The sequence below is a fragment of the Luteimonas terrae genome (assembly GCF_004358165.1).
In the GTDB taxonomy this organism is placed as follows: Bacteria; Pseudomonadota; Gammaproteobacteria; order Xanthomonadales; family Xanthomonadaceae; genus Luteimonas; species Luteimonas terrae.
Map to the genome: position 1 here is coordinate 452,532 of NZ_SMTG01000002.1, position 25,965 is coordinate 478,496.

Below are 25,965 nucleotides of genomic sequence, written 5' to 3' on the forward strand. Positions count from 1 at the left end.
GCGGGCTGCGATAATAGCGGCTCGCGATACCGGTGTGCGGTGTCCGAACCACGCGAGCACCGGATGACAGCTTCCGCATGACCAGTTCCGCATGAGCGCGCAGGCAAGCGCGCCCCTGCCGGCGACGACCGCCGGCGCGCAGCGACGCCAACGGACGCAGTGGCTGGACGCGCGGCTGTCGCCGTGGCGCAGTCGCCATCGCATCGCCTGCGCCTGCCAGGTGCTGGCGGGCTGGATGTGGATCCCGCAGGCCGCGGCGATCGCCTGGGCGCTCGACGCGCTGCTGTTCGCGGGCGCTGGGCTGGGTGCAGTACGCGCGCCGATGCTCCTGCTCGGCGGCACCCTGCTGGCGCGCACCGTGCTGGTCTGGGCGGCGCAGCGCGTGCAGGCCGATGTCGTCGAATCGGTGCTCGCGCGGATGCGCGTGGACATCGCCACGGCCATCGCCGCACGCGGCCCGGTGTGGCTGCGCGGACGTCGCAGCGGCGCGCTGGTCGCGCTGTCGACCAGTCACGTCGATGCGACCGCGAACTACTTCGGCGGTTACCTCGTCGCGCGCGCCGAAACGCTGCTGGTGCCGGTGGCGATCCTGGTCGCGGTGTTCTGCGTCGACTGGGTCGTCGGCCTGTTGCTGCTGCTGACCGCGCCGCTCGCGCCGATGTTCATGATGCTCATCGGCATGGGCGCCGAGACCGCCGGCCGCCGGCAGCTGGTCGCCCTCGCGCGCGCCGGCGCGCATTTCACCGACCGCCTGCGCGGACTGGATCTGATCCGCGTCTACGGCCGTGGCGATGCGGAGCTGGCGCAGGTGGGCGAGGCCACCGAGACCATCCGCGTGCGCAGCATGCGCGTGCTGCGCATCGCGTTCCTGTCGTCGGCGGTGCTGGAGTTCTTCGCCTCGGTCAGCGTCGCACTGGTCGCGGTGTACTTCGGCTTCACCTATCTGGGCATGCTCGACCTGCGCGGCGAAACGCTGCCATTGTCGACGGGCCTGTTCTGCCTGCTGCTGGCGCCGGAGTTCTACGCGCCGCTGCGGCGCCTGGCCGCGAACTATCACGACCGCGCGAACGCGCTGGCGGCGGTGGCGGAGATCGAGGCGGCGTTCGATGGATTGCCTGACCTCGCGGTGAAACAGCTCCTTCCCCCGCGCGCGGGGGAAGGTTGGGATGGGGGCAAACCGCGTGGGCCGACACACGCCAGGGGCGCGCGGATATCGCCCCCACCCCAACCCTCCCTCGCAGGCGGGGGAGGGAGCCAGAGCGACTCGCCGGGAGCTGCAGCGCTGGTCTGCATCGAAGGCGCCACGCTCCGCCATCCGGGCGCCCGCGCACCCGCGTTGCAGCACGTGTCCCTGCAGATCCCCGCAGGCAATCGTCTCGCGCTCGTCGGCCCCAGCGGCTCGGGCAAGAGCACGCTGCTCGATGCGATCGCGGGCTGGCTGCCTGCCGAATCGGGCGTGGTATCCGTCGCGCCCGGCACGCGCATTGCGCTCGCCAGCCAGCGGCCGTGGCTGTTCGACGGCAGCCTCGCCGACAACATCCGCATAGGCGCGCCCGACGCCAGCGATGCCGACGTGGCCGAGGCCGCACGCGTCGCACAGGTGACGCGGTTCGCTACGGCGCTGCCGGACGGGATGGACACGGTGATCGGCGAGCGCGGCTTCGGCCTGTCCGGCGGCGAAGCGCGGCGCGTCGCGCTGGCGCGCGCGTTGTTGCTGCGGCCGCAGCTGTTGCTGCTCGACGAGCCGACCGCGTTCCTCGATGCCGGGACCGAAGGCGATCTGCTGGCTGCGCTCGATGACTGGCTGCAGGACTGCACGGTGGTCGTCGCGACCCACAGTGATGCCGTCGTCGCATGGGCCGGCGCGCAATGGCGCGTGCCGCCACCGGTGGAGCAGAGCGCATGAGCCGCGCCGCGGAAGACATCGCCAGCACGCGCGCGCTGCTGCGCGGACATCGGCGCGGGGTGCTGCTGGCCGTGGCGCTGATGTTGCTGACCCTGACCGCCGGCGTCGGTCTGCTCGGCCTGTCGGGCGGCTTTCTGACCGGCGCCGCGCTGACCTTCGGCACACTGGGCGCGTTCAACTTCTTCACCCCGTCGGCCGGCATCCGCGGCCTGACGCTGGCGCGTATCGTCTCGCGCTATCTGGAAAAGCTGCTCGGCCACGACACGATGCTGCGCCTCGCCCGCGACCTGCGCAGCTGGTTCTTCGCGCGCGCGCTGCGGCTGAGCCCGGCGCAGCTCGGTCGCCTGCGCACCGGCGATCTGCTGGCGCGGTTGCTCGACGACATCGACGCGGTGGATGGCCTGCTGCTGCGCGCGACCGGTCCGCTGCTGGCGCTGCTCGGTACCGGTCTACTCGGGCTCGGTGTCGCCGCCTGGCTGCACCCGCCGAGTGCGACGTGGCTGGCGGCCGTCGGCGTGGCCTTGGCGCTGCTGGTGCCGGCACGCGTCGCGTGGCGACGGGCTGCCGAGGAAACCGACCGCGCGACGCGCAAGGCGGCATTGCGCGCCCGGTTGCACGAACTGTACGAGGGCCAGGCCGATCTCGCCGCGCTCGGTGCGACGGCCGGCTGGCTGGCGCACGTGGACGCGGATGCCGCGCACGTCGCCACGCTCGAACGCGCCCGCCGACGCCGCCTGGCCGACGCGCAGGCCTTGCACGGCGGTGTCGCGGCGCTTGGACTGCTGGGCCTGCTGTGGAGCGTCGTCACCGGATTCACCGCCGGCGCGCTGCCGGCCGCGCACGCGGCGGCGGTGTTCTTCATCGCGATCGGTCTGTTCGAGGTCTGGTCTGGCGCGGGCCTGGCCTGGCAGTCCCTGCAGGCGGCGCGCGCGTCGATCGCACGGCTCGACGCGGTGGCCGGCGCAGCGCCCGCCATCGTCGATCCCGCGCAGCCGATGGCGGTACCGGCGCACGGCGCTTTGCGTTTCGAGCACGTGCGTTTTGCATGGACGCCGGAGGCGCGACCGGTGCTCGACGGGCTCGATCTCACACTGGCACCCGGCGAGCGTGTCGCGATCAGCGGCGACAGCGGCGCGGGCAAATCCACGCTCGGCGCGCTGCTGCTGCGCAGCGCCGACGCGCAGACCGGTCGTGTGACTTGGGGCGGGGTGGATCTGCGCGCAATGACGCAGGCGCAGTGGTATGCGCGGCTTTCGTGGTTGCCGCAGAACGCACCGGTGTTCGCCGGCCGCGTGCGCGACAACCTCGCCTTCGGCGCGCCGGACGCCGACGACGCCACGCTGTGGAACGCGCTATCGCAGGTCCGTCTGCGCACCTGGGCCGAGCGCATCGGTGGCTTGGACGCGTGGGTCGGCGAGTCCGGCGTGACTATGTCGGCTGGCCAGGCCCGGCGTCTCGCGCTGGCGCGCGCGCTGCTGCGCGATGCGCCGCTGGTGCTGCTCGACGAACCGACCGAGGGCCTCGACCACGACACCGCCGATGCGCTGCTACGTGAGCTGCCGGCCCTGCTGGCCGGCCGCAGCCTGCTGCTGATCACCCACGGCGCGCTGCCGCACGGCCTCGTCGACCGCCACCTGTGGCTGCGTGATGGCCGGCTGTCGGAAGCCGCCCCGGCAGCCGGCCGGTAGACTATCGCCTCCATCCGTACCACCGAAGAGCCTGCCCGCATGATCAAGCCCCGGACCCCGCCCGGCGTCATGGAACTGTTGCCGCGCGACCAGATCGCCTTCCAGCGGATGCTGGACACGATCCGCCGCACGTTCGAGGGCTTCGGGTTCCTGCCGATCGAGACGCCGGTGTTCGAGCTGTCGGACACGCTGCTGACCAAATCCGGCGGCGAGACCGAGCGGCAGGTGTATTTCGTGCAGTCCACCGGCGCGCTCGAGAAAGCGGCCGAGGGCCTGCCGGAACTGGCGCTGCGCTTCGACCTCACCGTGCCGCTGGCGCGCTACGTCGCCGAGCACGAGCACGACCTCGCATTCCCGTTCCGTCGCTACCAGATGCAGCGCGTCTACCGCGGCGAGCGCGCGCAGCGCGGCCGCTTCCGCGAGTTCTACCAGTGCGACATCGACGTGATCGGCAAGGATTCGCTCTCGCCGCGTTACGACGCCGAAGTGCCGGCGGTGATCAGCGCGGTATTCGCTGCACTCGACATCGGCGAATTCACGATCCAGCTCAACCATCGCAAGCTGCTGCGCGGCTATTTCGAAGGGCAGGGCATCGACGACACGCGCCAGATGACCGTGCTGCGCGAGATCGACAAGCTCGACAAGCGTGGCGAGGACGCGGTACGCGCCACGCTGACCGGTGAGGAGTTCGGCCTGTCCGACGAAGTCGCCGAGCGCCTGCTCGCGTTCTCGCGCGTGCGCTCGACCGGCCACGACGATGCGCTGGCCAAACTCGACGCGCTCGGCGCCGGTACCGAGCTGTTCGAAGAGGGTCGTAATGAACTGCGCGAACTGCTGGGCCAGCTGCGGGCGCTGGGCGTGCCGGAATCGCGCTATGCGTTGAACCTGTCGATCGCGCGCGGTCTCGACTACTACACCGGCATGGTCTACGAGACGATTCTCGACGCGCACCCGCAGATCGGTTCGATCTGCTCGGGCGGCCGTTACGACAACCTCGCCAGCCACTACACCAGGTCGAAACTGCCGGGCGTCGGCATCTCGATCGGCCTGACGCGCCTGTTCTGGCAGTTGCGCGAAGCGGGGCTGGTGGCGACGGCCGACAGTTCGGTCGACGTGCTGGTGACCCTGCTCGACGACGCCTCGCTGCCCGACGCGCTCGCGCTGTCGCAGCGCCTGCGCGGCAGCGGACTCAACGTCGAAACCCAGCTCGAACCGCGCAAGCTCGCCAAGCAGATGCAGTACGCCGACCGCGCCGGGATCCGCTTCGTCGTGATCCGCGGCGAGGACGAGATCGCCAAGGGCGTGGTCGCGGTCAAGGATCTGCGCCGCGGCGAACAGTTCGAAGTGGCCGACGACGACCTGGCGCGCACGCTGCTGGTCGAGCGCGAGCAGGCGCGGTCGATGCCCTGATGTTGTCGGCGGCGCCTCGCGCCGCCTCTGTGCTCCGGGAGGGAGACGCACGATGAAATCCATCCGCCTCGACGGCCGTTCGCTGACGCGCGCGCAACTGGTCATGGTCGCGCACGGCGCGCCGGTGGCGCTCGACGACGACGCGCTGCAGGGCGTGGCCCGCGCCGCCGACTTCCTCGCCGAGCAGGTGCGTCGCGAGGAACCGATCTACGGCGTGTCGACCGGCTTCGGCAGCAACGCTGATCGCCTGCTCGGCGCGCGTCCGTTGCGCGACGACCTGCCGGGTGCGACGCCCTCGGGCCGTTCGCTGCACGAGGAACTGCAGGTCAATCTGATCGTGACCCACGCGGTCTGTGTCGGCGAACCGCTGTCGGCCGACGTGGTGCGCGCGATGCTGTGCATCCGCATCAACACGCTGCTCAAGGGCCATTCGGGCATCCGCGTGCAGACGCTGCAGGCGCTGGCCGCATTGCTCAATTCGGGCATCGTGCCGGTGGTGCCGGCGCTGGGTTCGGTCGGCGCATCCGGCGATCTCGCGCCGCTGTCGCATCTGGCGATCGTCCTGCTGGGCGGTGGCGAGGCCTTTGTCGATGGCGAGCGCATGTCCGGTGCCGACGCGCTGAAGCGCGCCGGTCTCGAGCCGGTGACGCTGTCGTACAAGGAAGGCCTGGCGCTCAACAACGGCACCGCGCAGATGCTAGCCACCGGCGTGCTGGCGCTGCAGAAGCTCGACGCGCTGCTCGACACTGCCGATCTCGCCGCGGCGATGACGATCGACGCCTTCGCCGGTCGTCTCGGCGCATTCGATCCGGATGTGCACGCTTTGCGCCCGCATCCGGGGCAGGTCGAAGTCGCCGCGCATCTGCGCGAACTGCTCGCCGGCTCCACGCTCGCCGACATTCCGTATCACCTCGTGCCGCGCTTCCGGCCGTGGCTGCCGACCAGCTGGGATACCGCCGAGTCGCAGGCATTGCGCTTCGACATCGGCTGGGATTGGGTGCCGAGCGACCAGCGCCACGGGCGCGAGAAGTTCTACACGCGCTTCCGCCCGTTCCGCGGCGGCAAGAAGCACCAGCCGCAGGACAGCTATTCGCTGCGCTGCATTCCGCAGGTGCACGGCGCCGTGCGCGATGCGGTCGAGCAGGCCAAGCGCGTGTTCGACGTCGAACTCAATGCGGTCACCGACAATCCGCTGGTGTTCCCCGAACGCGCGGCCGAGCATGTCGAGGAGCAGGTGATCTCCGCCGGTCATTTCCACGGCATGCCGCTCGCGCTCGCCATGAGCTACGTCAAGGCGGCGATCCCGGTGCTGGCCTCGATCTCCGAGCGCCGCCTCAACAAGCTGGTCGATCCGTCGACCAACGACGGCCTGCCGGGCTTTTTGATCGGCAACGAGGATGCGACCGAATCGGGCTACATGATCGTGCAGTACACGGCCGCGGCCATCGTCAACGATCTCGCCACGCGCGCGCATCCGGCCAGCGTCTACTCCGTGCCGACCAGTGCGAACGCCGAGGACCATGTGTCCATGGGCACCAACGAAGCGCGGCACGTGCTGTCGATGGCGGACGATCTGGGCAAGGTGATCGCGCTGGAGATCTACACCGCCGCGCAGGCGCTGGATCTGCGTGTCGACATGATCAATGCCGCGCGCGATCTGGCCCGGCGTGGCGATGCGGACGCCCTGGCGGCGAAGGTGCAGGGCGGCCCGGCATCCGACCGCCCGACGCGCGGCGCCTTCGTCGACGAGGTCGAAGGCCTGCGCGCCGAACTCGCCGCGTGTGAGCCCTTCCATCCCGGCAGCGTCGTCGCCGCGGCCCATGCGGTGGTGCGCGATGCGATTCCGTTCCTCGATCGCGACCGCGCGCTCGACGGCGAAGTCGCGGCTGCGGTGAAGCTGGTCGCCGGCGGCGCGCTGCTCGGTGTGCTGCCGCGCTGGCGCGTGCCGGGTCGGGAGGCCGCTTGAACCTGCCGCTGCACTTCGGCTGGCTGGGTGTCCTCGAGGCCGCGCTGATCGCCCTCGCGATCGGCGCGGTGTCCTATCTGCTGTTCCACCGGCTGGGCACGAAGTGGCGCTGGCCCCAGGGTCACGCCCTGGGCTGGAGCTGCGTCGCCGCGATCGCGGTCGCCGCCGGCATCGACGCTTGGCATCTGTTCTACATGGGTGTGGTCAAGCTCGAATCGCCGGTCTACGCCCGCATCGCGTTGCAGAAGATCCACGACCCGAACTTCCTCGCCGCGCGTGTGTTCATGTCGTCACTGGCGGCGTTGTGCGGTGTCGCGTTGGCGTGGCTGGGCCTGCACCGCGAGCTGCTGGCCGACTGATCCGCGTTCGTCGGACTCCGCACTTTTCGTAGGATGGGTAGAGCGCAGCGCAACCCATCCTACGGGTGCGCCGGGGCGGCCTGTGGGAGCGCGCTGGCGCGCGATGCGCCCGGAGGTATCGGTAGCGGCCAACTTGCACGGTGCCTTGAACACTCCCGGGATGGCGACCAAGGTCGCTCCCACAAGCGCGTCAGCTGTCGCGCTTACCTGCGCCTGCGCTCGATCCGCCGCAGGAACACCGTCATCTCCTTCGTCGACTGCACGTCACCGCGTCGCGTCGCCGCGTCCAGACCGGCGCGCCACGCCGCTTCGGCATCGCCTTCGCGACCCAGTGCCAACAGCGCCTTGCCCAGCAGCTTCCAGGCGGCCGAGTAATCCGGGTCGTGCCGCGTCGCCGCCGAGAGATGACCGGCGGCCGCCTCCGCGTCGCCGGCCTGCAGGCAGGCATTGCCCAGCCCGAACCGCAGCAGCGCGTCATCGCGCCCCGCATCCAGCATTGCCTGCAACCGCTCGCGCACCGATTACTCCCGTCCAGAAGTCTGCGGCGGATTGTCGCCCGCAGCCGGGGCGGGGCTGGTGGAACGCAGCAATCCGGCGCGGGCCAGCATCGTGTGCAATGCGTCGCGATCGCTGCCGTCGCGCTCCCAGCGGCCGAAGCGTTCGATCAGCACGCCGTCGCGGAACACCAGGAACTGCGGTGTCGTGTCGAAATCCATCGGCCACTGCGCGGCATGGGTGGCGATGTGGATCTGCGTGGCAGGATGACGCCGGTTCCAGGCACGCAGCATCGCGGCCTCGGCGATCGCGGTCGGGGCGATCAGCCAGGTCGCGTGCGCCGCGAAGAGCGGGCCGAGTTCGGGATCGAGTGGAATCGCGGCCGCTGCCGCAGTGCTGAAGCTGCAGCCCGGCGAAGACACGACGACGATCCGCGTGCCGAGGTCGATGGCGTCCAGTCGCAATGTCGGGACAGGGGCGTCGTCCGCCTGGATGGTCCAGATGCCGACGGCACCCGCGGGCAACGGGCGCGCGGTGTCGAGCACCGGAACCGGCGGAAGCCCCGCATCCGGGAGGCTTTCAGTGAAGGCACGCGCCTGCTCGAGGCGACCGCCGCGGAGCAGCGCCTGCTGCAGATCGCGATGATCGGTGCGCATCGCGAGCCCTCGCGATCGGAGGCGGGCATGCAGCGCAACCGCGTTGTCGATGCGGACGTCGTCCGGGGCCTCGGCCGCGCGTTGGACGGCAGCCCGCTGCAGCAGCCGCAGGTCCTCGCCCGTGTCGTGGTCCGATGCGGCTTCCCGCGCGATCAGCCGGTCGATGGCGGCGGTCGCGTCGCTGGCGGCGTGATCTCGCTGCAGGGCGTCTTGCCAGCTGCGATAAGCGCGCAGCACGTCTTCGCTCGGCGGACCGAGGCGCCCTTCGGCACGCGCTGCGCGCAGGCGCGTCGCCTCTTCTGACGTGAGCCCCTGGAAAGGCGCGTCGCCATCCAGCAGCAGCCGCAGCATGTCCGCGGCCTCCTTGGTGGTGAGTTCGGCCATCAGGATGTCGACCGGCAAGGTATGCAGACCCTGTGGTCCGAAGCCCAGCGAATCCAGAAACAACGCGCGCGCATACGGCGGCATCAGGTCCAGTGGCGAGGCGTTGTGCGACAGCCAGTCGTCCAGTGCCGCCGCGGAGTCGAACGGCGGGGTGGCAGGTGCGTCGTCGAGGGCAGTGGCAGGCGCCGCGAGCAGCAGCGCAAGACAGAGGCCGAAGCGGGTGCGGCGCATCGCAATCCTTCGCGGCGGAGGTGAACCGATTGGAACACGACATCGCCGGGCGGGCGAACCGGATTTGACTTCCACGGTGATCGGCGTAATGTATTAGCACGCTAATACATTGAAACATTCGAGCGATCCCGTGAAGCAGCGTCCCGAACCCCTGCCGGACCATGAAGTCAATGCTTCCCTGACGGCGCTGGCGCATGCGTTCGCGCAGCTGAAGACCGCCGACGAGGTCGCGCGTTTCCTCGACGATCTGTGCACGCCGGCCGAGCTGGAAGCGCTGGTCGACCGCTGGCGCGTGGTGCCGCTGCTGCAGCAGGGCGTGCCGTATCGCGAGATCCACGAGCGCACCGGCGTCAGCGTGACGACGGTCGGCCGGGTCGCACGCACGCTCGATCGCGGCGCCGGCGGCTATGCGATCGCGGCCCGCCGCACGGCGCGCACCCAAGAATCCCACTGAGGTCATCCCCATGAGTCCTGTGAACGGCGGCGCCGCGCGCGACCGCCTGCGTATCGCCATCCAGAAGTCGGGGCGCCTCAGCGACCCGGCGCGTTCGCTGCTGGCGTCCTGCGGCCTGTCCTGGCGCGAGAGCCGCGACAAGCTGTTCTGCTACGGCGAGACCCTGCCGGTCGATCTGCTGCTCGTGCGCGACGACGACATTCCGGGTCTGCTGGCCGATGGCGTCTGCGATTACGGCATCGTCGGGCGCAACGTGCTCGACGAGGTCGGCGCCGATCGTGCGCTGCGCGGCCAGCCGCAGGTGTCGAAGGCGGTGCGCAGCCTCGGTTTCGGCGGCTGCCGGCTGGATATCGCGATTCCCGAATCGCAGGCGTGGACGGGGCCGGCGCAGCTGCAGGGCAACCGTATCGCGACGAGCTATCCGGGGCTGCTGCAGCAGTGGCTCGACGCCAACGGCGTGCAGGCCACGATCGTCACGCTGTCCGGTTCGGTCGAGATCGCGCCGCGACTGGGTCAGGCCGACGTGATCTGCGATCTGGTGTCCAGCGGCGCGACGTTGACCGCGAACCAGCTCAAGCCCGCGGTCACGCTGATGACCAGCGAGGCGGTGCTGGCCGGCCCGGTCACGCCCTTCGCCGATGCGCGCGGGGAACTCGCCGCGCTGCTGCTGCGACGTCTCGACGGCGTGCTGCGTCTGCGCGACAGCCGGCTGGTGATGTTCCAGTCGCGCCGCGACGGTGTGGACGCTTTGCTCAAGCTGCTGCCCGACGCCGAGGCGCCGACGCTGCTGCAGGTCGATGGCAGCGACCGGGTCGCGCTGCAGGTGCTCTGCCACGGCGCGATGACCTGGCCGCGCCTCGAAGCGCTGAAGCAGGCCGGCGCCGTTGGCCTGATGGTGCTGCCGGTGGAGCGGATGCTGGCATGAACACGACAGCCAACACGCGCATCGACGACGCGGTTCCGGCGATCGTCGACTGGTCCGGCGCCGATGCCGACGTGCGCACCGAACTGCTGCGTCGTCCCACCCAGGCCGTCGCCGCGCAGACCCGCGCCGCGGTCGCTGCCGTGCTCGACGACGTGCGCACGCGCGGCGATGCCGCGCTGCGCGAACTGACCGCGCGCTTCGATCGCGTCGAACTGGCGGACTTCGAAGTGGGCGTGGACGAGTTCGCCGCCGCCGAAGCCGCGGTGCCGGACGACCTGCGCGAGGCCATGCGCAACGCCGCCGCGCGCATCGAGGCTTTCCACGCCGCCGGCGTGCCGAAGAGCTACGAAGTGCAGACCGCCGACGGCGTCGACTGCGCCCGTATCGTGCGCCCGATTCCGCGTGTCGGCCTGTACGTGCCGGCCGGCACCGCGCCGCTGCCGTCGACCGCGCTGATGCTCGGCGTGCCGGCGAAGCTCGCCGGCTGTCGCGAGGTGGTGCTGTGCACGCCGCCGCGTCCCGACGGCAGCGCCGATCCCGCGGTGCTGGTCGCCGCGCGCCTGACCGGTGTGCATCGCGTCTTCAAGCTCGGCGGCGCGCAGGCGATCGCGGCCATGGCCTTCGGCACCGCCAGTGTGCCGGCCTGCGACAAGCTGTTCGGCCCCGGCAACAGCTTCGTCACCGAGGCCAAGCAGCAGGTCGCGCAGTCGGGCACGGTTGCGATCGACATGCCGGCCGGCCCCTCGGAAGTGCTGGTGATCGCCGATGCCGACGCCGACGCGGCCTTCATCGCCGCCGACCTGCTGTCGCAGGCCGAACACGGCCCGGATTCGCAGGTGCTGCTGCTCGCCGACGACGACGCATTGCTGGAACGCGTGCGTGTCGAACTCTCCACGCAGCTGACCGTGCTGCCGCGCGCCGACATCGCCCGCCAGGCGATGGCCCGCTCGCGCCTGCTACGCGTGGATACGCTTGATGTCGCCTTCGACATCAGCAACCGCTATGCGCCCGAACACCTGATCCTCGCGCTGCGCAGTCCGCGCGACTGGCTCGCCAAGGTCGAGGTCGCCGGTTCGGTGTTCCTCGGCGACTGGACACCCGAAGCGCTGGGTGACTACTGCAGCGGCACCAACCACGTGCTGCCGACCGGCGGCGCGGCCCGCGCGTGGAGCGGCGTCAGTGTGGCCAGCTTCCAGAACATGGTCAGCGTGCAGTCGGCCTCGGCGCGCGGCATCCGCGCGATCGGTCCGGATGCAGTGACGATGGCCCGCGCCGAAGGCCTCGACGCCCACGCGAACGCGGTCGCCCTGCGGATCGCGAAGGCGGCGGCATGAGCGGGGTGCTCACTCTGGTTCGCGAAGACCTCCGCGATTTCGCCGGCTACGCGTCTGCGCGTTCGCAGAAGATCGACGGTGACGTCTGGCTCAATGCCAACGAGGCGCCGTGGTCGAATCCCGGCGATGCCGATGGCCGTTGCCGGCGCTATCCCGCGCCGCAGCCGCCCGAGCTGCAGGCCGCACTGGCCGCGCTGTACGGTGTGGATCCGACGCAGCTGCTGATCGGACGCGGCAGCGACGAGGCCATCGATCTGCTGGTGCGCGCCCTGTGCGTGCCCGGCCGCGATGCGGTGCTGGCGACGCCGCCGGTATTCGGCATGTACGCGGTGAGCGCGCGGCTGCAGGGCGCGGCCTTCGTCGAGGTGCCGCTGATCGATGGCGTCGACGGCTTCGTGCTAGATGTCGAAGCGGTGCGCGAAACGGCGCTGGCACGCAACGCCAAGCTGGTGTTCCTGTGTTCGCCGTCGAATCCGACCGGTGGGCTGGTGCCGCTGGGCGATGTCGTCGCGCTGGCCGAGGTATTGGCCGATCGTGCGCTGATCGTCGTCGACGAGGCCTATGTCGAGTTCGCGGATGCGCCGTCGGCGACCACGCTGCTGGCCGCACACGAGAACATCCTGGTGCTGCGCACCTTGTCCAAGGCGCACGGCCTGGCTGCTGCGCGCATCGGCGTGGCGATCGGTACGCCGGCGCTGATCGCGGTGCTGCGTCGCTGCCAGGCGCCGTATCCGGTGCCCACGCCCTGCGCCGACCTTGCGCTGGCCGGCCTGTCGCCAGCGGCGCTGGCGACCACGCAGGCGCGCACCGCCAAGACCATCGCCGAGCGTGATGCGCTGGCCACGGCGCTGGCATCGCTGCCGGGCGTACGACGCGTGTATCCGTCTGCCGGCAATTTCCTGCTGGTGCGCTTCGACAACGCCGATCGCGCCTTCGCCGCATTGCTTGCGGCCGGCATCGTGGTGCGCGATCAACGCGCCGCCCCGCAGCTCGGCGACGCGCTGCGCATCAGTCTCGGCACGCCGGCGCAGAACGCGCGCGTGCTGTCGGCCCTGCAAGCCCTGGAGATCGCGGCATGAGCGCGCGTGGCAAGAAGATCCTGTTCGTCGACCGCGACGGCACCCTGATCGAGGAACCGGCGGATTTCCAGATCGACGCCTTCGACAAGCTGCGCTTCGTCCAGGGCGTGATTCCCGCGATGCTGCGCCTGCGCGATGCCGGCTTCGAGTTCGTCATCGTCACCAACCAGGACGGTCTCGGTACGGAAGGCTATCCGCAGGCGACGTTCGACGGCCCCAACGACCTGATGCTGCAGATCTTCGAAAGCCAAGGCATCAGCTTCCGCGAAGTACTGGTCGACAAGAGCTGGCCGGCCGACAACGCACCGACGCGCAAGCCGGCGCTGGGCCTGGTGATGCACTACCTGCGCGACCGCGGCATCGATCTCGACGGCTCGGCGATGGTCGGCGACCGCGACACCGACATCCAGTTCGCCGACAACCTGAAGATCCGCGGCTTCAAGCTGCGCACGCCGCAGTTCGGCGGCGAGTGGAACTGGGCCGAGATCGCCCATGAACTCTGCGATGCGCCGCGCCGCGCGACGGTCGTGCGCAACACGAAGGAAACGAAAATTCGCGTCGAACTCGACCTCGATGCCGCACGCGATGCCCAGGTCTCGACCGGCCTGCCGTTCTTCGACCACATGCTCGACCAGATCGGCAAGCACGCCGGTATCGCGCTGACGGTGCAGGCCGAAGGCGATCTGCAGATCGACGAACACCACACGATCGAGGACACCGGCATCGCACTCGGCCAGGCGCTGCGCGAGGCGTTGGGCGACAAGCGTGGCATCGGCCGCTACGGCTTCACCCTGCCGATGGACGAGACGCTCGCGAGCGCTGCACTGGACTTTGGTGGGCGTCCGTACCTCGTGTTCGACGGCAGCTTCGTGCGCGAGCGCGTCGGCGACATGCCGACCGAACTGGTCGAACACTTCTTCCGCTCGGTCTGCGATGCGGCCGCGCTCAATCTCAACCTGAAGGTCGAGGGCGAGAACGATCACCACAAGGTCGAGGCGTGCTTCAAGGCCTTCGCGCGAGCGCTTGGCCAAGCGGTGCGCCGGAGCGGGGATGCACTGCCGAGTACGAAGGGGGTGTTGTGATGGCGCTCGGGTTGTCTCCGCAGCCTCTGAGCAGGCAGAGCGTCTTTGCCCATCGATCGTCGCCCCAGCGAATGCCGGGGCCCATTCTGATCTTCGGCCATACCGCAAAAATGGATCCCAGCGTTCGCTGGGATGACGAGCTCACGGCTCCTGGAGATCTTTCATGCGCGTCGTAATCATCGACGCCGGCGGCGCCAACACCGGTTCCGTGCGTTACGCCTTCGAGCGCCTCGACATCAATGCCGCCCTGGTCACCGACGCTGCGAGCATCCGCGCCGCAGACCGCGTGATCCTGCCCGGCGTCGGAACCGCCGCGCAGGTGATGGCGCGTCTGCGCCAGCTCGATTTGATCGACGTGCTGCGCACGCTGGAGCGCCCGCTGCTCGGCATCTGCGTCGGCATGCAGCTGCTGTTCGAATTCTCGGAAGAGGGCGACGTGGCCGGTCTCGGCCTGTTGCCCGGTCGCGTCGCGCGCCTGCGCGGAGGCCCCGGCCTGCGCGTGCCGCACATGGGCTGGAGCACGCTGCGTGCGCTGCGCCCCGATCCGCTGGTCGCGGACGTCGACGGCGCGCAGGCCTATTTCGTCCACAGCTTCGCGGCGCCCGTGACGGACGACTGCGTGCTTGCCGGCGATCACGGCCAGCCCTTCGCCGCCGCAGTGCGCCGCGGGCACATCGCCGGCACCCAGTTCCATCCCGAACGCTCCGCAGGCGTCGGCGCGCGCGTGCTGCGCAATTTTCTGTCTCCCGAATTCGAGGCCTGAGTCATGGCGTTCACCGTCTATCCCGCGATCGACATCCGCCATGGCCGAGTCGTGCGGCTCGCGCAGGGCGACTACGCGCAGGAAACCCGTTATGGCGACGACCCGCTGGCGCAGATCGCGGCCTATGCCGAGGCTGGCGCCGAGTGGTTGCATCTGGTCGATCTGGATGCCGCGCGCGAGGGCGGCTACACGCTGGCCCCGCTGCTGGGTCGCATCCGCGCCGACACCGGCCTGCGCGTGCAGACCGGGGGCGGCGTGCGGACCGAAGACGACGTGCGCCGCATCCTCGACGCCGGTGCCGAGCGCGTCGTCGTCGGCTCGCTGGCCGTGCGCGAGCCCGACCGCGTCCTGGGCTGGGTCCAACGCTTCGGCGCCGAGCGCGTCACCGTTGCACTCGACACGCGCCAGGACCGCGCCGGCGCCTGGCGTCTGCCGGTGCATGGCTGGACCGAAACCGCCGACGACACGCTCGACGTGCTGGCGGCGCGCTACGCGCAAGGCGGCCTGCAGCACCTGCTGAGCACCGACATCGCCCGCGACGGGATGCTGTCGGGTCCCAATCTCGACCTGTACGCGCACCTGCAGGCGCTCGTGCCGGGCCTGCAGGTGCAGGCTTCCGGTGGCGTACGCGACGCGGCCGACTTGCGCGCCGCCAGGCGTCAGGGCTGCGCGGGCATCGTGCTCGGACGCGCACTGCTCGAAGGCCGGCTAAGCGTCGCGGAGTCGCTGGCATGCTGAGCCGGCGCATCATTCCCTGTCTCGATGTGCGCGACGGGCGCGTGGTCAAGGGCGTGCGTTTCCGCGACCACGTCGACATGGGCGACATCGTCGATCTGGCATTGCGCTACCGAGACGCCGGCGCCGACGAACTGGTGTTCTACGACATCTCGGCCAGTCCGCAGGGGCGCTCGGTCGACCGTGGCTGGGTCGAGCGGGTGTCGCGGCTGATCGACATTCCATTCTGTGTGGCCGGCGGCATCCGCGATGTCGACACCGCGCGTGCGGTCCTGCACGCCGGCGCCGACAAGATCTCGGTCAACACGCCGGCGCTGGAGCGGCCGCAGCTGATCGCCGAGCTGGCCGAGGCCTTCGGCGTGCAATGCGTGGTCGTGGGCATCGATTCGATCCGTGAAGTCGACGGCCAATGGCGCGTGCGCAGCCACACCGGCGACCCCGACCGCACCCGCGAGTTGCCGATCCGTACCTTGGACTGGATCACCGAGGCGGTCCGCCTGGGCGCCGGCGAGATCGTCCTCAACTGCATGGACAACGACGGCGTGCGCCAGGGCTACGACATCGCCCAGCTGCAGGCGGCGCGGGCGGTCTGCCCGGTGCCGCTGATTGCATCCGGCGGGGCCGGTGCGTCCGTACACTTCGCCGCCGCCTTCCTCGAGGCCGATGTCGACGGCGCGCTCGCGGCCAGCGTGTTCCACAGCGGCCGCATCGACATTCCCGCCCTCAAGCGGGAACTCATCGCGCAGTCCATTCCCATCAGGCAGCCATGACCACATCGCAGGACGACACCCCCGCCAGCGCCCCCGACGGCGACGCGCTCGATTTCGCCAAGGGCGACGGCCTGTTGCCGGCGATCGTGCAGGACGCCGCGACGCTGCGCGTGCTGATGCTCGGCTACATGGACCGAGCCGCGTTCGACGAGACCCTGCGGCGCGGCGAGGTCACGTTCTTCAGCCGCAGCAAGCAGCGCCTGTGGACCAAGGGCGAAGCGTCCGGCCACGTACTCGAACTGGTGTCGATGCAGACCGACTGCGATGCCGACACCCTGCTGGTGCTGGCGACACCGCGCGGCCCGACCTGCCACCTGCAGCGGCCCAGCTGTTTCCCCGAGGCGCCCGCCGGCACGCTGGCGCAGCTCGACGCGCTGATCGCGTCGCGCGAACGCGAGCGGCCGGACGGCAGCTACACCACGCGCCTGTTCGATGGCGGCATCCGCCGCATCGCGCAGAAGGTGGGCGAGGAGGGCGTGGAAACCGCGCTCGCCGCGCTCGTGCAGACCGACGGCGAGCTGCTCGGCGAAAGCGCCGATCTGCTGTACCACCTGATCGTCCTGCTGCGCGCGCGCGGCCTGTCGCTGGCCGACGCCGAGCGCGTGCTGGCGGCGCGGGGCGGCTGAGGCGGCTCGCCGTCGAGCGGATGCGGCGGTTTGCAGAAGCCCGCCCGTTCGGGCGCAGCTCGAGCGCGACCCTGTCATGACGGGCCAGACGGAGGCGGTCCGCTGGCCAGAGGACTTCGAGGTCGCGGGTATTCGCGCCACGCTGCTTGGGGACGGCGATTCGGCGGTGTTTCCCGCGCTCTACGGCAACCCGGCCACGATGCAGCAGATCGGCGACGTGCTCGATCGTCCTGCCACGATGCGCGCCTTCGCAGCCGCGCGCAGGCAGATGCGGGCCGATCCGCCCGTTGCCCGCTACTGGTGTCTCGACGCCGGCGCCGATGTCCGCGGCCTGTTGTCCCTCGTACCCGATACGAACGGCCGCACTGCCGAAACCGGTTTGCTGCTGCCGCCGGCGCTGCAGGCGCGCGGCGTGGCGACCGCGGTACTCGGCCACCTGCGTGACGCCGTGCTCGGCACGGGCGCCCTCGACGCGCTCTGGACCCGGCATCGCGCCGGCCATGCGGCAGCGGCCGGCCTGATGCGGCGCCTGGGTTTCGAGGCGCAGGCCCCGGCGGACGGATGGCAACGCTGGCGCCTCCACCGCAACGCCTGGTGCAGGCTTGTGGGCCACGCTGCGGCCGATTAGATTCCGCGCTCGCACCGGTGGGAGTTCGCGATGGAGAGCAGGGGACGGCTCGCCTGCGTCGGGGTGGGCATGATGCTCGGTGCCCATCTGGGGCCGCGCGCGCGGCGGCACATCGAGACGGCGGATGTCGTATTCGTGGCGGTGTCCGATCCGCTGGTCGAGGCCTGGGTCGGGCGCATGAACACAGACGTCCGCAGCCTGCAGCCGTTCTACCGGGAGGGCCGCTCCCGGCATCGGACCTACGCCGGGATGGTCGAGGCGATGCTGACCGAAGTACGCGCCGGGCGCGATGTCTGCGGCGCGTTCTACGGACATCCGGGCGTGTTCGCGCGGGTGCCGCACGACGCGATCGCCCAGGCGCGCGCGGAGGGTTTCCAGGCGGTCATGGAGCCCGGCATCTCGGCCGAGGACTGCCTGTATGCCGACCTCGGACTCGATCCCGGGACGGTGGGCTGCCAGCATTACGAGGCCAGCCAGTTCATGTTCTACCGGCGGATCATCGATGCCAGTGCCTGGCTGGTGCTCTGGCAGGTCGGACTGGCCGGTGTCCGCCAGACGGCCAGGCTCGTCAATACCCCCGCCGAACGGGCGCTGCTGGTCGACCGGCTGGCCCGGGATTATCCGCGGGACCATCTTGTGACCCTCTACGAAGCTGCTACGCTTCCCGTTGCGCGGCCCCGGGTGGAGCGGGTGCCGCTGGACGGACTCGTGGACGCGACCCTGCACCAGCAGACGACACTCGTCGTGCCGCCTGCGCGCACGCTGGAGAGGGACGCGGACATGTGGGCGCGGCTGTTTCCCGACGGTTGAATGGCCGGGAATCGTCGATCGGCATCGCTGGGGACACGACATGCTGGATGTGATCGCGCGGCTCGAAGCCGCGGGAATGGAGACGGAGTTCCGGGCGGCCGACGACGGCGCGGCACTTCTTGGCCTGGCGCAGGCGTTCGCGCGGTCGGCCGTTTCGCCAATGGCCTGCGTGATCATGACGCCGGATGACGGTGAAACCGAGCCGCAGGAAGATCGACGCGACCAGGACGACGCCGATAATCAGCAGGATGCCCATGAGCAGGATGCCGACCAGGCCTGAGCCCATCGGGTCGACGCCGGGCACGCTGCGGCGGCGCCTGGCCACGCTGGCGATGGTGGTGCTGGCGGTCTGCAGTGTTGCCGCAGGTGCCTCGAGCCCGTCCCTGGACGCGCTGCTCACCGAAGCCGATGCGCTGAGGACGTCCGATCCTAAGCAGGTCGATCGGCTGATCGGGGAGATCGAGAAACTCGTCCCCTCGGCAACGCCGTCGCAGCTCGTCCGGGTCAGGATGCTGCGGGTGCATCGCGCGATGACGTCCGGCGCTTCGGAGACCGCGGTCGCCGAACTGCGGCAGATCCTCACCGAATCCAACGATGCGCCGACCCGTTTCCAGGCGGCCTCGATGCTCGCCAATACGCAGGCGATCCTGCGCAACTTCGAGGATGCGCTGCGGGCTCTGGACACGGCCCTGCCGCTGGCGCCGCAGATCGAAGACCGGGATCTGCGCCACCGCGGCCTGATGGTGGCGGCGATCGTCTACAACCAGGTCGGCGAGTACGCGCTGGCCAAGCGTTACGCGGAGACCGTCGCCGCAGACCAGCCGGTCGCACGCACGCGATGCGCGATCGCCAGCGTGACCTTGGAAGCGCGCAACGGGCTGAAGATGCCGTTCGACGACGCGACCGCCGAACAGGGACTCGCGCAGTGCGAGGGCGAGCCGATCATCGCAGGGTTCGTGCGGTGGCATTTCGCGCGACACATGGCGGACAGCGGGCGCGCGGCGGACGCGATCGCGCTGCTGGATGGCAGCCTCGCGGCGATCGAGGCGACGGGCTATCCGTTCCTGATCGCCCAGTACCACGCGTTGCTCGCCGAACTGACCCTGGCGACCCGGGATCTGCAGTCCGCGCAGCGACATGTGGACAGCGCGCTGGCGATCAGCCAGGACGCGATGTCGACCGAGGCGATCGTCAAGGCGCACTACGTGGCCTACCAGCTGGCGCTTCGCAGCGGCGGCGAGGAAGCGGCGTTGCCGGCCTACATCCGTTTCGCCCAGGCCGAGCGCACGCATTTCAACGACATCAAGTCCCGCGAGATGGCCTATCAGGTCGTCCGCCACCAGTCGATGCAGCAGGCGCAGCAGATCGAGTTGCTGCACCAGAAGAACCAGCTGCTTCAGCTGCAACAGAGCGTGACCGAACAACGTGCACGCAACTGGCTGTTGCTGGCGCTGGTGCTGGTCGTGCTAGTCGCGTCGATGGGTTACTGGGCCTACAAGACCAAGCGCATGCAGCTGCGGCTCAAGCGCATGACCGAGACCGACGCGCTGACTGGCATCTTCAATCGCCAGCATTTTTCCGAGCGCGCGCGTGCCGTGCTGCTGCAGTGCGAGCGCGACGGCGTGCCTGCGGCACTGGTGATGTTCGACCTCGATCACTTCAAGCAGGTCAACGACCGCTACGGCCACGCGGCCGGCGACTGGGCGTTGCGCGAGGTCGCCGCGGCCGTGCAGCCGTTGTGCCGCGGCGTCGATGCGTTCGGGCGGCTGGGCGGCGAGGAATTCGGTCTGGTCCTGCCGGGGCTCGATGCCGCGGCGGCGGTGCGTCTGGCGAGCGATGCGCAGGCCCGGTTCGCGGCGATCGACACCACGGCCGCCGGCTATGCGTTCCGGTTGGCGGCGAGCTTCGGCGTGGCCGAAGCGGGGACGGGCATGTACACCTTCGCCACGCTGCTCAGCCACGCCGACCAGGCGATGTATGCCGCCAAGCACGGCGGGCGTCGACAGGTGCGGGTGTATACCGCCGACGCGCCGGACATCCTGGTGGCCGGCGCGGTCGGACGACTGCGTGACAGCGTCGGCGAGACGGCCGCGCCCGCGCTGCGCATCGTGGTCTGACCGCGCGGCGCCGCGCCGGCTTCAGGCCGGGTCGCGGATCACCAGAAGGCGTTCCTCGGTCATGTCGCGGATCGCGTACTTCACGCCCTCGCGGCCGCAGCCCGAATCCTTGATGCCGCCGTAGGGCATGTTGTCGACCCGGAAGCTCGGCACGTCGCCGACGACGATGCCGCCGGCCTCGATCCGGTCCCAGGCCTGCATCGCATGCGAGAGGTTGCCGGTGAACACGCCGGCCTGCAGGCCGAAATCACTGTCGTTCACGCGCGCGATCGCGGCATCGAAACTGTCCACCGGCTCGAGAATGGCGACCGGGCCGAAGACCTCCTTGCGTTGCAGGTCGGCATCCCTGGGTACCTTCTCCAGCAACGTGGCGGGAATGATGTTGCCCTCGCGGGCGCCGCCGGCAATCACCTTCGCGCCGCCCTTGCGCGCCGCAGCGATCCACGACTCGATGCGGTCGGCGGCATCGCGGTCGATGACCGGGCCGACGAAGGTCTTCTCGTCGCGCGGGTCACCGCTGCGCAGGCCGGCGATCGCCTTCTTCAGCTTGCGCCGCAGCTGGTCGTGCACGGCACGGTGCGCGTAGATGCGCTGCACGCCGATGCAACTCTGGCCGGACTGGTAGTAGGCGCCGAACACCAGACGCTCGACCACCTTGTCCAGCGGCATGCCAGGGTCCTCGTCGACGATGCAGGCGGCATTGCCCCCCAGTTCCAGCACGACCTTCTTCTTGCCGGCGCGGGCCTTGAGATCCCAGCCGACGAGGCCGCCGGTGAAGCTCAACAGCGCGATGCGCTCGTCCTCGGTCAGCGCGGCAGCATCCTCGTTGCTGCACGGAATCACTGAGAACGCGCCCCTGGGCAGATCGGTCTCGGCGAGGATCTCGCCGATGATCAGCGCGCCGACCGGCGTCTTCGCCGCCGGCTTGAGCACGAAGGGGCAGCCCGCGGCGATGGCCGGGGCGACCTTGTGCGCGACCAGGTTGAGCGGGAAATTGAACGGCGTGATGAAGCTGCACGCGCCGATCGGCACGCGCTTGACCAGGCCGCGATACCCGCGCGTGCGTTCGGAAATCTGCAGTTCGACGTACTCGCCTTCGGTGCGCGTGGCCTCGCCGGCGGCGATGCGGAAGGTGTCGATCAGGCGCGTGACTTCGCCGCGCGCGTCCTTGATCGGCTTGCCGGCTTCGATGCACAGCGCGAGCGCCAGTTCCTCGAAACGTTCCTCGAAGCGGCGCACGCAGTGTTCGAGCACGTCGCGGCGCTTGTCGGGCGGGAAGTCCGCCATCGCGCCGCGGGCCTTGTGCGCGGCGACGATCGCCTTGCGGATCGCCGCCGCATCGCCCATCGCCACGCGCGTGGCGACCTTGCCGCTGTACTTGTCGCGGACTTCCAGATCGGTATTCGCCGCGACCGCGGCGTTGGCGAGGTAGTAGGGATAGCTGCGGGCGAGGCCGCTCTTGCCGGTGGGTGACTTCTTCTTGGCCATGGGAGTCTCCTTGAAAGGCGCGCGCTCAGTCGATCGCGGCGCTGCGCGCGGGAATGTCGGTATTGAGCAGGGCATCGTCGTCCGAGTAATCGACGGCGAGTTCGATCAGATCCACGCCGGACGTCGCGAGCGCGGTGCGCAGCAGTCCGGCGAAATCCGCGGCGCTGTCGGCGCGATGGCCGCGCGCGCCGTAGCTCTGTGCGTAGCGCACGAAATCCGGATTGCCGTATTCCATGCCGTAGACCGGGTAGTCCTCGTGCTGCTGCTTCCACTTGATCATGCCGAAGGCATCGTCGCGCAGCACGATGATCACCAGGTCGAGATCGAGTCGCACCGCGGTCTCCAGTTCCTGGGAATTCATCATGAAGCCGCCGTCGCCACAGATCGCGACGACCTTGCGGTCCGGGTGCACGAGCGTCGCCGCGATCGCCGACGGCAGGCCGGCGCCCATCGTCGCCAGTGCGTTGTCGAGCAGCAGCGTGTTGGGCGCGCGGCAGCGGTCGTTGCGCGCGAACCACAGCTTGTAGAGCCCGTTGTCGAGGCAGACGATGTCCTGCGGTTCAAGCGCATCTCGCAGCGTCTTCACCAGATGTGGGCCGTGCACGGGAAACCGATCGTCCGCCGCCAGCGTGGCGATGTTTTCGCACAACGCGGTCCGGACCCGGTTGAAGAACGCGAAATCCCACTGCGGTTGCGGCGTATCGAGCGCTTCGGCGAGCTGCCAGACCGCATTGGCGATATCGCCGACGACCTCGATCTGCGGGAAATAGACCTGGTCGACGACGGCGCTCGCATAGTTGACGTGGATCACCGTGCGCCGGCCGCGATGCATGAAGAACGGTGGCTTCTCAATCACGTCGTGACCGATGTTGACGATGCAGTCGGCCGCATCGATCGCGCGGTGCACGAAGTCGTGGTCCGACAGTGCGGCCGTGCCCAGCCACAGCGGATGGGTCTCGTCGAGCACGCCCTTGCCCATCTGCGTGCTGAAGAACGGAATCCCAAGCCGGTCGACGAAGGCGCGCAGCATCTTGGCCGTGGTCTTGCGGTTGGCGCCGGCGCCGATCATCAGCAGTGGATGCTTCGCCTTGCGGATGGCCTCGGCAGCCTCGGCGATCGCCTTGTGTTCGGCGAGCGGGCGGCGTGTGTACGGCGCGGGCAACAGGCGCGCGTCGGTATCGTCGCCGGCGATGTCCTGCGGCAGTTCCAGATGGGTCGCGCCGGGCCGCTCTTCCTCCGCGCGCTGGAACGCATCCCGCACGCGGGCGGGAATACTGTCGGCCGAGACCAGTTGATGGGTCGACTTGGTCAGCGGCCGCATCATGTCGACCACGTCGACGATCTGGAAATGGCCCTGCTTGCTGGTGCGGATGGGCTTCTGGCCGGTGATCATCAGCATCGGCATCGCGCCCAGCTGTGCGTAGGCCGCAGCCGTGACCAGATTGGTCGCACCGGGTCCGAGCGTCGACAGGCACACGCCGGCCTGGCCGGTCAGCCGTCCGTACGTTGCGGCCATGAAACCGGCGGCCTGCTCGTGGCGGGTGAGCACCAGTTCGATGGGCGAGGCCCGCAACGATTCGAGCAGGTCGAGGTTTTCTTCGCCGGGAATGCCGAACACGTGGGTCACGCCCTCGGCTTCGAGCGCCTGGACGAACAGATCGGACGCCTTGGTCATCGTGCGGACACTCCGTCGTGACTGGACGGCCAGCATGCCAGCGGCGGCGTGACAGGCGGGCGAGACCTTGGGTGCGTCGCCGGAACGTTGCGTCCTTCCAGCCGCAAGTGCAGCGGTGGGCGATGCGGCAGGCGCGCGACGTCAGTCCGGTTCGGATTCCACGCGTACGCGCAGGCTGCCGTCGATGACGCGCGCGTCCAGCGACTCGCCGGGCGTGGCATCGAAGACGCTGCGGACCACGCTGCCGTCCTCGCGCCGCAGAATGCTGTAGCCGCGGGCGATCGTCGCCAGCGGGCTGACCGCTTCCAGCGAGCGGGCCAGCCCGCGCAGCCGCAGGCGATCGCGTTCGAGGTGTCGAGCAACCGCGGCGCGCGGCCTTGGCGCGAGCGCGGCAAGGCGTTCGCGGAGCTGCTGCAGGCGACGCCGCGGCGTGGCGCTTCCCAATACCGCGTCCGCGTGGCGCAGGCGCGCGGCATCCTGCTGCAGCCGCTGGTACATCGTCGCGGTCAGACGTCGCAAGGCCTCGTCCTGGCGCCGGCGCAACGCGTCGAGCCGCGCCTGCGGGCGCTGTGCCTGCAGACGCAGCGCGGCGCGATCCAGACGCTGGAAGCGCTGCTGCATCGCGCGCAGTTGCGTGTCGTCGACATGCCGCTGCAGACGGTGCACGCGGGCGAGGAGTTCGGCGCGGTCGGGCACCAGCAGCTCGGCCGCGACCGACGGCGTGGGCGCGCGCAGATCGGCGGCGAAGTCGGTCAGGCTGAAGTCGGTCTCGTGGCCGATCGCCGACACCACCGGCACCGGTGACGCGGCGACCGCGCGCCCCAGCGCCTCGTCGTTGAACGCCCACAGGTCTTCGAGCGAGCCGCCACCGCGGGCGAGCAGGATCACGTCGTAACGGCCGCTGGCGCCGGCGCGTTCGAGCATCGACACGATCTTCGGTGGCGCCTCCGCGCCCTGCACGGGCACCGGCAACACGTCGACCTCGACCAGCGGCAGGCGTCGCGCCAGCACGCTCAGCACGTCGCGCACGGCCGCACCGGTCGGCGAGGTGATCACACCGATGCGCCGCGGGTATCCGGGCAATGCGCGTTTGCGGTCCGCGTCGAACAGGCCCTCGGCCTGCAGACGCGCCTTCAACGCATCGAACGCGCGGCGCAGCGCGCCTTCGCCGGCTTCCTCGAGCGAATCGAGGATCAGCTGGTAGTCGCCACGCGCCTCGTACAGCGTCACCCGGCCCCGTGCGCGGACCAGCAGCCCTTCGCGCGGCACGAAGCGCAGGCCCTGGCCGCGCGAGCGGAACAGCGCGCATCGCACCTGCGCGCGCGCATCCTTGAGCGTGAAGTACAGATGCCCCGACGCCGGTCGCGACAGATTGCCCAGTTCGCCTTCGACGACGACGTTCGGGAACGTGTCCTCCAGCAGCCCGCGCGCGAGCGTGTTGAGCTGGGTGGGGGTGAGCACGTCGGGTGTGGCGGGTGCCTGCATGGGCGACAGGATACCCGGCGGCTGGAATCGCGCGGTCGCTGGGCGGAGATCGTCGGTTTTTACGAGGCCGCCAGCGTGTACTCAAGCGAGGTTCGGACGCTTCGGCAATGTGCACGACCCGTCCTGCGACACCCGGTCGCATTGGCATCGTTCCGAAATCGCGGCCAGCATGGCGATTGACCGCGGTGCGCGCCGACCGGATGCCGCGCGCTGCGATAATGCCTGCCGACGGGCGCGACGCTGGCGCCCACCCATCGATTCGAGGAGCAACGTGATGTCCGTACGCCGCCCGATTTCCCGCGCCATCGGTCCTGTCGCCGCCGGCCTGATGCTCGCGCTCGCCGCTTGCCAGCCCGCAGCGCCGGATGCCGCGTCCCAGGCAAGCGCCACGCCGGCAGCGACCGGGGCCGATGCCGGCATCGTGGTCAGCGACGCATGGATCCGCGAAACCCCGCCCAATGCCGCGGTTGCCGGCGGCTATCTGACGCTGCGCAGCGGCGCGGCCGATCGTCTGCTCGCGGTCGAGACGCCGGCGGCGGCGAGCGTCGAGATCCACGAGATGTCGCACGAGGGCGGCATGATGCGCATGCGTGAGCTGCCCGATGGCGTCGAACTGCCGGCAGGCACAGAAGTCGCGCTCAAGCCGGGCGGCAACCATCTGATGTTCATCGATCCGGTCGAGCCGGTGCGCGCCGGCCAGTCGATCGAGGCGACGCTGCGCTTCGCCCATGCACCCGAACAGACCGTGACCTTCGAGGTGCGGCCGCTGACCGGTGAGGCACCGGCGGCGGACGAGCACGCGGGCCACTGATCGCGCGAAGCATCCGCAGGATGGGTCGCGCGCAGCGCACGCATCATCGACAGGCGGTCGCTTGCGACGTCGGCAGGCGGGTTTGCAG

At 69.9% G+C, this 25,965-nt stretch carries 24 protein-coding genes; 19 read left to right on the forward strand and 5 right to left on the reverse strand.

Annotation, left to right across the window (positions count from 1 at the left end):
• Positions 1–91 precede the first annotated feature (91 nt).
• Genes cydD through E2F49_RS02285 form a run of 5 tightly spaced genes read left to right on the forward strand, consistent with a single transcriptional unit; the run spans position 92 to position 7,329 of the window.
• Positions 92–1,906 (forward strand): thiol reductant ABC exporter subunit CydD, encoded by a 1,815-nt coding sequence (cydD, locus tag E2F49_RS02265; protein WP_133392431.1) that lies wholly within the window; start codon positions 92–94, stop codon positions 1,904–1,906.
• Complete coding sequence (gene cydC, locus E2F49_RS02270; RefSeq protein ID WP_133392432.1) at positions 1,903–3,594, forward strand: thiol reductant ABC exporter subunit CydC; 1,692 nt, start codon at positions 1,903–1,905, stop codon at positions 3,592–3,594. Before cydD ends, cydC begins: the two co-directional genes overlap by 4 nt.
• A gap of 39 nt (positions 3,595–3,633) precedes the next feature.
• Positions 3,634–5,004, forward strand: coding sequence for a histidine--tRNA ligase (hisS, locus tag E2F49_RS02275; RefSeq protein WP_133392433.1), 1,371 nt, complete (start codon positions 3,634–3,636; stop codon positions 5,002–5,004).
• 52 nt (positions 5,005–5,056) lie between these two features.
• Positions 5,057–6,970 (forward strand): HAL/PAL/TAL family ammonia-lyase, encoded by a 1,914-nt coding sequence (locus E2F49_RS02280; protein WP_133392434.1) that lies wholly within the window; start codon positions 5,057–5,059, stop codon positions 6,968–6,970.
• Positions 6,967–7,329: a hypothetical protein gene (locus E2F49_RS02285; protein ID WP_133392435.1), complete on the forward strand. Its 363-nt coding sequence runs from the start codon at positions 6,967–6,969 to the stop codon at positions 7,327–7,329. Before E2F49_RS02280 ends, E2F49_RS02285 begins: the two co-directional genes overlap by 4 nt.
• Positions 7,330–7,532: 203 nt before the next feature.
• Here E2F49_RS02285 and E2F49_RS02290 read toward each other — a convergent pair whose 3' ends face one another.
• Positions 7,533–7,847 carry a tetratricopeptide repeat protein gene (locus E2F49_RS02290; RefSeq protein WP_279486865.1) on the reverse strand — a complete coding sequence of 105 codons (315 nt, stop codon included), beginning with the start codon at positions 7,845–7,847 and terminating at the stop codon, positions 7,533–7,535.
• Between the two features lie 3 nt (positions 7,848–7,850).
• The gene (locus E2F49_RS02295) at positions 7,851–9,095 is read right to left on the reverse strand and encodes a M15 family metallopeptidase domain-containing protein (protein WP_133392436.1); all 1,245 of its coding nucleotides are present in this window, start codon (positions 9,093–9,095) and stop codon (positions 7,851–7,853) included.
• A 130-nt stretch (positions 9,096–9,225) separates the two neighbouring features.
• Here E2F49_RS02295 and E2F49_RS02300 point away from each other — a divergent pair, with 130 nt between their 5' ends.
• The 13 genes from E2F49_RS02300 (at position 9,226) to E2F49_RS02360 (ending at position 20,418) form a co-directional block, all read left to right on the forward strand.
• Positions 9,226–9,549: a YerC/YecD family TrpR-related protein gene (locus E2F49_RS02300; protein WP_133392437.1), complete on the forward strand. Its 324-nt coding sequence runs from the start codon at positions 9,226–9,228 to the stop codon at positions 9,547–9,549.
• A gap of 10 nt (positions 9,550–9,559) precedes the next feature.
• Positions 9,560–10,474, forward strand: a complete 915-nt coding sequence (hisG, locus tag E2F49_RS02305; RefSeq protein WP_133392438.1) for an ATP phosphoribosyltransferase — start codon at positions 9,560–9,562, stop codon at positions 10,472–10,474.
• Positions 10,471–11,808, forward strand: a complete 1,338-nt coding sequence (gene hisD / locus E2F49_RS02310) for a histidinol dehydrogenase (RefSeq protein ID WP_133392439.1) — start codon at positions 10,471–10,473, stop codon at positions 11,806–11,808. The genes hisG and hisD overlap by 4 nt, the downstream gene beginning before the upstream one ends.
• Positions 11,805–12,887 carry a histidinol-phosphate transaminase gene (gene hisC / locus E2F49_RS02315; RefSeq protein WP_133392440.1) on the forward strand — a complete coding sequence of 361 codons (1,083 nt, stop codon included), beginning with the start codon at positions 11,805–11,807 and terminating at the stop codon, positions 12,885–12,887. Before hisD ends, hisC begins: the two co-directional genes overlap by 4 nt.
• Positions 12,884–13,969, forward strand: coding sequence for a bifunctional histidinol-phosphatase/imidazoleglycerol-phosphate dehydratase HisB (gene hisB, locus E2F49_RS02320; protein WP_133392441.1), 1,086 nt, complete (start codon positions 12,884–12,886; stop codon positions 13,967–13,969). The genes hisC and hisB overlap by 4 nt, the downstream gene beginning before the upstream one ends.
• Before the next feature lie 163 nt (positions 13,970–14,132).
• On the forward strand, positions 14,133–14,732 hold the full coding sequence (gene hisH, locus E2F49_RS02325) for an imidazole glycerol phosphate synthase subunit HisH (RefSeq protein WP_133392442.1): 600 nt from the start codon (positions 14,133–14,135) through the stop codon (positions 14,730–14,732).
• Between the two features lie 3 nt (positions 14,733–14,735).
• Complete coding sequence (gene hisA / locus E2F49_RS02330) at positions 14,736–15,470, forward strand: 1-(5-phosphoribosyl)-5-[(5-phosphoribosylamino)methylideneamino]imidazole-4-carboxamide isomerase (protein ID WP_133392443.1); 735 nt, start codon at positions 14,736–14,738, stop codon at positions 15,468–15,470.
• Positions 15,464–16,237: an imidazole glycerol phosphate synthase subunit HisF gene (gene hisF / locus E2F49_RS02335; RefSeq protein ID WP_133392444.1), complete on the forward strand. Its 774-nt coding sequence runs from the start codon at positions 15,464–15,466 to the stop codon at positions 16,235–16,237. Before hisA ends, hisF begins: the two co-directional genes overlap by 7 nt.
• Positions 16,234–16,863 carry a bifunctional phosphoribosyl-AMP cyclohydrolase/phosphoribosyl-ATP diphosphatase HisIE gene (gene hisIE / locus E2F49_RS02340; protein WP_133392445.1) on the forward strand — a complete coding sequence of 210 codons (630 nt, stop codon included), beginning with the start codon at positions 16,234–16,236 and terminating at the stop codon, positions 16,861–16,863. Before hisF ends, hisIE begins: the two co-directional genes overlap by 4 nt.
• Before the next feature lie 76 nt (positions 16,864–16,939).
• A complete protein-coding gene (locus tag E2F49_RS02345; protein WP_133392446.1) occupies positions 16,940–17,491 on the forward strand; it encodes a GNAT family N-acetyltransferase in 552 nt (183 codons plus the stop codon).
• 30 nt (positions 17,492–17,521) lie between these two features.
• Positions 17,522–18,301 (forward strand): SAM-dependent methyltransferase, encoded by a 780-nt coding sequence (locus tag E2F49_RS02350; RefSeq protein ID WP_133392447.1) that lies wholly within the window; start codon positions 17,522–17,524, stop codon positions 18,299–18,301.
• 40 nt (positions 18,302–18,341) lie between these two features.
• A complete protein-coding gene (locus E2F49_RS02355) occupies positions 18,342–18,581 on the forward strand; it encodes a hypothetical protein (protein WP_055247595.1) in 240 nt (79 codons plus the stop codon).
• A complete protein-coding gene (locus E2F49_RS02360; protein ID WP_133392448.1) occupies positions 18,565–20,418 on the forward strand; it encodes a GGDEF domain-containing protein in 1,854 nt (617 codons plus the stop codon). Before E2F49_RS02355 ends, E2F49_RS02360 begins: the two co-directional genes overlap by 17 nt.
• Positions 20,419–20,439: 21 nt before the next feature.
• On the opposite strand, the gene E2F49_RS02365 is transcribed toward E2F49_RS02360, so the two are convergent.
• From E2F49_RS02365 to xseA, 3 genes are all read right to left on the reverse strand, one after another.
• Positions 20,440–21,906, reverse strand: a complete 1,467-nt coding sequence (locus E2F49_RS02365) for an aldehyde dehydrogenase family protein (protein ID WP_133392449.1) — start codon at positions 21,904–21,906, stop codon at positions 20,440–20,442.
• A gap of 25 nt (positions 21,907–21,931) precedes the next feature.
• Complete coding sequence (locus E2F49_RS02370; RefSeq protein WP_133392450.1) at positions 21,932–23,581, reverse strand: acetolactate synthase large subunit; 1,650 nt, start codon at positions 23,579–23,581, stop codon at positions 21,932–21,934.
• Between the two features lie 141 nt (positions 23,582–23,722).
• On the reverse strand, positions 23,723–25,066 hold the full coding sequence (gene xseA, locus E2F49_RS02375) for an exodeoxyribonuclease VII large subunit (protein ID WP_133392451.1): 1,344 nt from the start codon (positions 25,064–25,066) through the stop codon (positions 23,723–23,725).
• 274 nt (positions 25,067–25,340) lie between these two features.
• Between xseA and E2F49_RS02380 the strand changes: the two genes are divergently transcribed.
• Positions 25,341–25,877 (forward strand): copper chaperone PCu(A)C, encoded by a 537-nt coding sequence (locus E2F49_RS02380; RefSeq protein ID WP_243713384.1) that lies wholly within the window; start codon positions 25,341–25,343, stop codon positions 25,875–25,877.
• Positions 25,878–25,965 lie beyond the last annotated feature (88 nt).